The 5,382-nt window shown below is 39.9% G+C and carries 8 protein-coding genes; 2 read left to right on the forward strand and 6 right to left on the reverse strand.

Annotation, left to right across the window (positions count from 1 at the left end):
• Window positions 1-42 precede the first annotated feature (42 nt).
• The 5 genes from SD31_RS09745 to SD31_RS09755 form a co-directional block, all read right to left on the reverse strand.
• Complete coding sequence (locus SD31_RS09745) at window positions 43-501, reverse strand: PQQ-dependent sugar dehydrogenase (protein ID WP_082021903.1); 459 nt, start codon at window positions 499-501, stop codon at window positions 43-45.
• A gap of 135 nt (window positions 502-636) precedes the next feature.
• Window positions 637-1,983: a DUF5686 family protein gene (locus tag SD31_RS09750; protein WP_262506613.1), complete on the reverse strand. Its 1,347-nt coding sequence runs from the start codon at window positions 1,981-1,983 to the stop codon at window positions 637-639.
• Window positions 1,980-2,507: a DUF5686 family protein gene (locus tag SD31_RS20235; RefSeq protein WP_262506614.1), complete on the reverse strand. Its 528-nt coding sequence runs from the start codon at window positions 2,505-2,507 to the stop codon at window positions 1,980-1,982. The genes SD31_RS09750 and SD31_RS20235 overlap by 4 nt, the downstream gene beginning before the upstream one ends.
• A 40-nt stretch (window positions 2,508-2,547) precedes the next feature.
• The gene (locus SD31_RS19045; RefSeq protein WP_231561414.1) at window positions 2,548-3,189 is read right to left on the reverse strand and encodes a carboxypeptidase-like regulatory domain-containing protein; all 642 of its coding nucleotides are present in this window, start codon (window positions 3,187-3,189) and stop codon (window positions 2,548-2,550) included.
• Window positions 3,190-3,425: 236 nt separating this feature from the next.
• Window positions 3,426-4,175 carry an isocitrate lyase/phosphoenolpyruvate mutase family protein gene (locus SD31_RS09755; RefSeq protein ID WP_039053989.1) on the reverse strand — a complete coding sequence of 250 codons (750 nt, stop codon included), beginning with the start codon at window positions 4,173-4,175 and terminating at the stop codon, window positions 3,426-3,428.
• 105 nt (window positions 4,176-4,280) lie between these two features.
• On the opposite strand from SD31_RS09755, the gene SD31_RS20240 reads away from it, so the two are divergent.
• Together SD31_RS20240 and SD31_RS09760 are read left to right on the forward strand one after the other, a co-directional pair.
• Window positions 4,281-4,580, forward strand: a complete 300-nt coding sequence (locus tag SD31_RS20240; RefSeq protein ID WP_262506615.1) for a DUF808 domain-containing protein — start codon at window positions 4,281-4,283, stop codon at window positions 4,578-4,580.
• Window positions 4,555-5,151, forward strand: coding sequence for a DUF808 domain-containing protein (locus SD31_RS09760; protein WP_262506616.1), 597 nt, complete (start codon window positions 4,555-4,557; stop codon window positions 5,149-5,151). Before SD31_RS20240 ends, SD31_RS09760 begins: the two co-directional genes overlap by 26 nt.
• A 54-nt stretch (window positions 5,152-5,205) precedes the next feature.
• Here the strand turns inward: SD31_RS09760 and SD31_RS16120 are convergent.
• Window positions 5,206-5,382 (reverse strand): IS3 family transposase (locus tag SD31_RS16120; protein ID WP_156138304.1); only part of this gene is annotated, 177 nt, incomplete at its 5' end.

Genomic DNA, 5,382 nt, shown 5'->3' on the forward strand with positions numbered 1-5,382 from the left:
TTTCATCTTCGGACAGCTTACTTTGCTACCTAGCCGTGTCGATTACCTTCCTTCTACAGGTTCTGAGAATGCCCAATATACCATTCTATTGGAAGCGAAGTCGGGGTCTAAGGTTAAACCAAGGAGACCACCCTGTCCGCTAGGATCCACTTTCGGAGCTCCCGTAATAGGTTCGCTGACCTGTCCGTCCGGGTATACAATGCGGAATGTACCTTCCTTTTCGGTGATGAGAAGTTTTCCGTCCGGTAGTACGGCTATTCCCCAAGGAGACTTCAGCTTGTTTGTGATAACCTTGCTTTCGTAGGGTGTGTTTGTTTTTACGCCGTTGATGCGTGTTTGTCCCTCGAAAGCGGGTTTGTAGTCGGTGTTTGGTTTGTTGGTTTCTACAGGAGGGAGGGTGTCCGTAGGGGTGCCGTTATCATTGTTGTTCATGGCGCTGTTGTGGCATGAAGCTAAATAAACGGCGGAAGTTACTATGGAGCTTATAAGTATTTTTTTCATAGTGAAATGTTTTGGTTTATAATATTTAAAAATAGCCAAAATAAATCGTTTTGCGAAAAAGGTTGATCGTCCACAAAGAAAAAATCCTTCCGTTAAAAAGGGAAGGATTTCGTATATCGGCAAAAAGGAAATTAATTAGAAGTCTACTTTTATTCGGGCTCTTATTCCGGAGGCTGAAACATTAGGGTGATTAAGATAATTCAATCTTCTCACATAATCTACACGTAACACCTTGAAGATGTTGGCAAGACCTACACTGGCTTCCATATACGGCTTGTTACCGAATGTAAAAGAAGAAATTTCGTTATCTGTATTTCTTTGCCAAGCGAAGACATTCGTATTGTATGTAGGGTTGTTACTGTTGCGTAATCCTCCGTAAACGCCTTTGAAACTAAAGACCTCACGTAGTTGAAGCTTTTTGATTAACGGCATTTTGTTCAACAGAAAACCGTTCATATAGTATTGAATATTCAAAGCTGCGTGATGGTCGGAGATAAATTCCATGAAGTTCATCAGGTTGTAAGACAGCAGCTGATAAGCATAAGTCTGGTTAGCACGATGAAGAGTCAGCAAAGGATAAGGAATATTATTTCCGAAGATGTATGTTCCATCCATATTTACATCGGCATAGCCGAATTGTGAAAGATATACTCTCTTGAAGATGTTTGCTGAAACATTATGATAGTTGTATTCACCCCCCAAGATTCCTTTGATACCGGCCGTATAATTAACAGTAAAGATTGGATATTGGTTGTAAATAGGGGTTCTGTACAATTTTCCTTGATAAAACTGTTCTTTAGGAGCCCAGCGGAAGCCCAGATTTATTTCGGTAGTGTTGATTTCTGGAACAAAAGTGGAGGACCCATTTTCCCCTATCAGTTCGTAGCGTATGATGCCTCCCGGTTTTTGTCTGGTGCGTGTGATTCCGGCTTCTACCGAAAAGTTGTTTTTCATTTCCGCTTTATATTCCAGTTTATAGACATCATTGTACAAATAACTTTTGTTCTCCCCACGCTTGAAGGATAGCAACACGTTATCTTCTTGGATAAACTGAAGACTTTGCCCTGGGATTTTGGTGTCGTGCTGGTAGGAGGCTCGGATAAAATGTTGCGGATATTTGAATACGGATTTGTTATTCAATGAATAAGCTCCGCTGATAAAATATTTCCATTTTTTATCTTCCATGCCATAAGCCGTATAACCTTCAGCATAGAAGCGGGTGCTCAGCTGTTCAGTAGTACGTCCGCCGACTCTTAAGCGAAGCCCTTCTACCGGATTGTAACTGTAAAAGGTGTTTACGGGACCTATTTCCACAGGACCGGCTTGTTTATAACCCGAAAGTACCAAAGCCGCAATATCCATAAAGCGTTTGAAGGAACGCATAGTCTGTAGGGAGTCAATATTGTAATAGATATTGTTTTCGTAGCTATCTAGCGGAGCTTGACGTATGGAAGCCCAAAACTGGATTTTTTGTTTCTTCATGGGACGGGCTTGATGGCTAGCTCTACCTCCTCACCTTCGTAGATAGAGTCTGGGCGTGCTTTCCCATTTACATAATCCTTGTAATATACCACGCGATTTCCTTTTACCCCTTTACCTTTACTGGTAAGACCGAAATCTATGCCTAAAGCACTTCGACTTAGATAATATTTGTTGAGGTTATCTTTCTCGAAATCCAGTTCAATGTTAAGGTCACGTACAAAGTTAAGGTTGATATCTTCGCTGACCTTCATTTTGACACTCTGAACCGCATATTGACCGTCCAATGTGATATAAAGTTTTCCTTGAAATAAAAAGTCGTTTTTATTGCGCGGAAAAAAGCTCAACTCTACCAAATAAGGTGTACCGGTCTTAATTGTATCTGTGATATAATAACGGTAGAATGCCGGCGCGGCATTAGCAATAGGACTCAAAAATTGATTGGTAAGCAAGGTAATATTGTTGTCATAGATATCCACCTTGTCATACAGCTTGTTGAAGTAGTTGGTAAGACCTTCGCTATCCACAAATTTAGGGTCAAATTGAGCCTTCTGCTGAGCGATAATATTATTTTTTTGTTTTTTTAGGTGTACTGCGGTAGTAGACTTTAGAAACCTTTTCTTCCATATATGCAGGAAGCATATAGGTAGAGGTGGTGTCGGATTCCTTTTTGAAAAGGAATTGGTATTTCTTGAAGGCTTTCTTTTCTACAAACTTTTGAGAAAGATTGCTCAATCCCAAAGACAGCTTTTCATACTGTTCAAATTCCACAAACTCTTGACCACTTAGACGGTTTTGGTCGCGGTGAGCAATGACTTTACGAATCAGCTCCACAGCGGGATTGTTCTTGTTCGAATATTTAACTCTTTTAGGACGTTTGACAAAAACCTCTTCGATCTGGTTGTCGGAGGCCAATTCCACTTCGTAAAGGCTTTTGCTGGAAGCAAGATTAAGATCCTGCGTGATATATCCCACATAACTTACGCGTACTTTAACGTTTCTATTCGGGATAGTCAGTTGGAAATTACCGTTTTCATCTGTTTTGGTTGCATGAGGTGTACCTACCACAGCCACTGTAGCAAACTCTATAGCTTCCTTGGTCTGTTTGTCCGTAACCTTTCCTCGTATTGTTATATTTTGGGCTACGACATGTAGCGAAAATAATATGCTCAACAAGAACAAAGAAAACGTACGTAGCGTATTTTTCATTGATAAAATGTCTTTACTCAATTTTTGACTCTTTTGTTTTAATGTTCAAAAATTGTGATGCAAAGTAAACACATCTTATCAACATTCTAAAGTCTCTAAAATCACTTTTACTTTCCTGTGATAATAGATCTTCAGGATTTACTTTTTGTTAACAAAGACGGGGTATTAACTTGTTGATTGATAGTTTAGAATGGTTATGAGTAAATTCTCAAGCTGTGATTACACAGCTTGAGTGATTATTCGGGAAGAATTGGTTTTTGGATAAACTTTTTAAAGGCTTCTTCATTTTTCTGTGTAAGCCATTCGAAGATTTTTGCGCCGTGACTTAGTCGTTTGACACCTAGCTGTTGCAGCATGTCTAGGTCGGGGAGGTTAGAGGTAAGGAAAACATTTAATGGCAGGGCGATGGATGTCGTCACATGCTTGATATCTTCCTTTTTTTCTATGAGGGGAACAAAAAGCCCATCCGCTCCGGCTTCGGCATAAAGCTTTGCCCTTTTTATTGTTTCTTCCAAAGTATTTTCTGCCTTGGTAGTATAGGTGTCTGTTCGGGCATTTATGAATATATCTTTGACGATTTCTTTGATAGCCTTGATTTTTTCGGCATGCTGCAGAGCGTCAGCAAGTTGTCGTTTACCATTAAGGACTATGCCGTCTTCGAGGTTTATACCTACAACACCGATATCGCTTAGACGCTTTACGTTTTGGGCAACCACTTGCGGATTATCCGAATAGCCGGCCTCAAAGTCTACCGAAACGGGAATGTTTACTTTCTTTATTATTCTTTCCACGACAAAAAGTATTTCCTCCACGGTGATGTTTTGACCGTCTTCATAGCCCATAGCGTTGGCAATGGCATGACTGGAGGTTCCTAGAGCTTTGAAACCTGCCTCTTCCGCAATTTTTGCTGATTGGGCATCCCATACGTTTCCTAGTATGAGTAAGCCATCTTCTTGGTGTAAATCTTTGAATTTGTGAAATGACATAATAAATAGTTTTTAGTTAAAAACCATCAAAACATCTTAAATGTTTGCGCAAGTGAGCGGATTTATTTCCTGAAATTTCTATTTTAGGGTTATCTATAAGATATTATGGCATCAGGTATTTTTGCAGTATTGGACGACATCGCCGCATTGATGGACGATGTAGCGGTAGCAAGCAAGTTGGCAACAAAGAAGACCGCAGGAATTTTGGGAGACGATCTGGCAGTCAATGCGGAAAAAGCTACCGGCTTTCTGTCCTCCCGTGAGCTTCCCGTGTTATGGGCTATCACGAAGGGTTCTTTTCTAAATAAGCTTATCATCATTCCCATAGCTATTCTTTTAAACATTTTTTTCCCCTATAGCTATCAAATTTATTCTGGTTATGGGAGGTTTGTATTTGGCATATGAGGGTGCTGAAAAGATTATTGAATTTTTGTTCCATCGGAAGAAGAAGGAAATACAGGAAGAGCCTGCAAAGGTTAATGAAGAAGATGCAGCAGCTGAACAGAAAAAAATCAAGTCGGCTATCACAACGGATTTTATCTTATCCATCGAAATAGTCATCATTGCGTTGGGTACAGTTTTGAATCAGCCGCTCACCATACAGATTATTACTGTTTCTGTGGTGGCTGTGTTAGCTACTGTAGGTGTTTATGGGCTGGTGGCCTTAATTGTAAGGATGGATGATGCGGGCTTTAGGTTGATTAAAGGTTCCCGCAACAAAGGAGTGTTTGCTGCTATAGGGCGATTACTTGTCATATCCCTCCCGGCTATTATCAAATTCTTTTCGGTCGTAGGAACCATAGCCCTGTTGATGGTATCCGGTGGCATCTTTGTACATAATATAGATTTCTTCCATCATTTGCTCCCATCGTGGAATAGCACGCTGAAAGAAATGGTTATTGCTTTTGGTATTGGGCTGTTGGCTGTGGCAGTGTTGGCTGTGGTGAAGAAGATACTTCTACTTTTTAAGAAATAGCAGTAATAAAACGAAAGCCTCCATTTTGGACTGCCCCCAAAAAGTTGGACGAATTTATGCAATATTTTTGATATGATGAGCTCGGTATTCTACCGGGCTCATTCCATTTAAATTAGTTCTTATCCTTTTGTTGTTGTAATATTTAATATATTCTATAATATCCTTAGTTAATTCCAGTATTGACCTATATTTCTTTAAATAAAACAACTCTGATTTTAGTACCCAAAATTC

This window comes from Sphingobacterium sp. T2 (assembly GCF_000814685.1).
GTDB lineage: Bacteria > Bacteroidota > Bacteroidia > Sphingobacteriales > Sphingobacteriaceae > Sphingobacterium > Sphingobacterium thermophilum.

Coding starts and splice junctions, on each gene's coding strand:
- SD31_RS09745 (WP_082021903.1), bottom strand. CDS start 501: ATGAAAAAAATACTTATAAGCTCCATAGTAACTTCCGCCGTTTATTTA.
- SD31_RS09750 (WP_262506613.1), bottom strand. CDS start 1,983: ATGAAGAAACAAAAAATCCAGTTTTGGGCTTCCATACGTCAAGCTCCG.
- SD31_RS19045 (WP_231561414.1), bottom strand. CDS start 3,189: ATGAAAAATACGCTACGTACGTTTTCTTTGTTCTTGTTGAGCATATTA.
- SD31_RS09755 (WP_039053989.1), bottom strand. CDS start 4,175: ATGTCATTTCACAAATTCAAAGATTTACACCAAGAAGATGGCTTACTC.
- SD31_RS20240 (WP_262506615.1), top strand. CDS start 4,281: ATGGCATCAGGTATTTTTGCAGTATTGGACGACATCGCCGCATTGATG.
- SD31_RS09760 (WP_262506616.1), top strand. CDS start 4,555: ATGGGAGGTTTGTATTTGGCATATGAGGGTGCTGAAAAGATTATTGAA.